We start from the raw sequence: 901 nt of genomic DNA on the forward strand, positions 1-901 counted from the left end.
CGCGTCCCCACGACCGGCGATCGGCGTACCCATCGGAATGTCCGTACCCGCACCCACCCGAGACAGCAGCACCGCCAACGCCGCGTGCACCACCATGAACATCGTCGCCCGACCACGCTGCGCCACCCGCTCCAACCCGGCATGGACGTCAGCACCCACATCCAGCTGAACCGAACGACCCCGGAATGAGGGCTCCACCGGACGGGGCCGATCCACGGGCAGCGTCAACTCCTGCGGTGCACCACCCAGCGCTTCCCGCCAGTACCCGAGTTGGGCGCTGATCAGGCTGTCGGGGTCGTCGAGGTCGCCCAGGACCTCACGCTGCCACAGGGAGTAGTCCGCGTACTGCACCGGCAACGGCTCCCAACCCGGAGCCCTACCCTGCCGACGAGCCGCGTACGCCACGCCCAGATCCCGACCCAACACGTCGAGCGACCAGCCGTCGACCGCGATGTGATGAGCCACGATCAGCAACACCGACTCCACCGGCGACACGGTCAACAACCACACCCGCCACGGCAGATCAACACTCAGATCGAACCCACGACCGGAGAACTCCGCCACCAGCGACGGCAGACCATCCTCGGTCGCCTCCACCACCACCAACTGCGGACGCGCCGCGACACCCTCGACAACCCGCTGACACGCCACCCCCTCCGACTGCGGAAAGACCGTACGCAGACTCTCGTGCCGATCCGCGACGTCCCCCAACGCGGCTTGCAGCGAGGGCACATCCAACTCGCCCGACAGCCGTAGTGCCAACGGCATGTTGTACGCCGTGCCAGCACCCGAACCCGCCTCTTCCAGGCGGTTCAGGAACCACAGTCGCTGCTGTGCGAACGACAACGGCAACATCTCGGGCCGGTCCCGACGCGTCAACGCCACCTGCACCACCGACTCG

Annotated in this window: 1 protein-coding gene; it reads right to left on the minus strand. The window is 67.6% G+C overall.

Translation table 11 applies throughout. The annotated features are described in order from the left end of the window. The coding region (locus ACFP2T_RS27830) for a condensation domain-containing protein (RefSeq protein ID WP_377426614.1) at window positions 1-885 on the minus strand (885 nt) is incomplete at its 3' end. Between the last annotated feature and the right edge of the window lie 16 nt (window positions 886-901).

This window comes from Plantactinospora solaniradicis, from assembly GCF_042658085.1.
Lineage (GTDB): Bacteria > Actinomycetota > Actinomycetes > Mycobacteriales > Micromonosporaceae > Plantactinospora > Plantactinospora solaniradicis.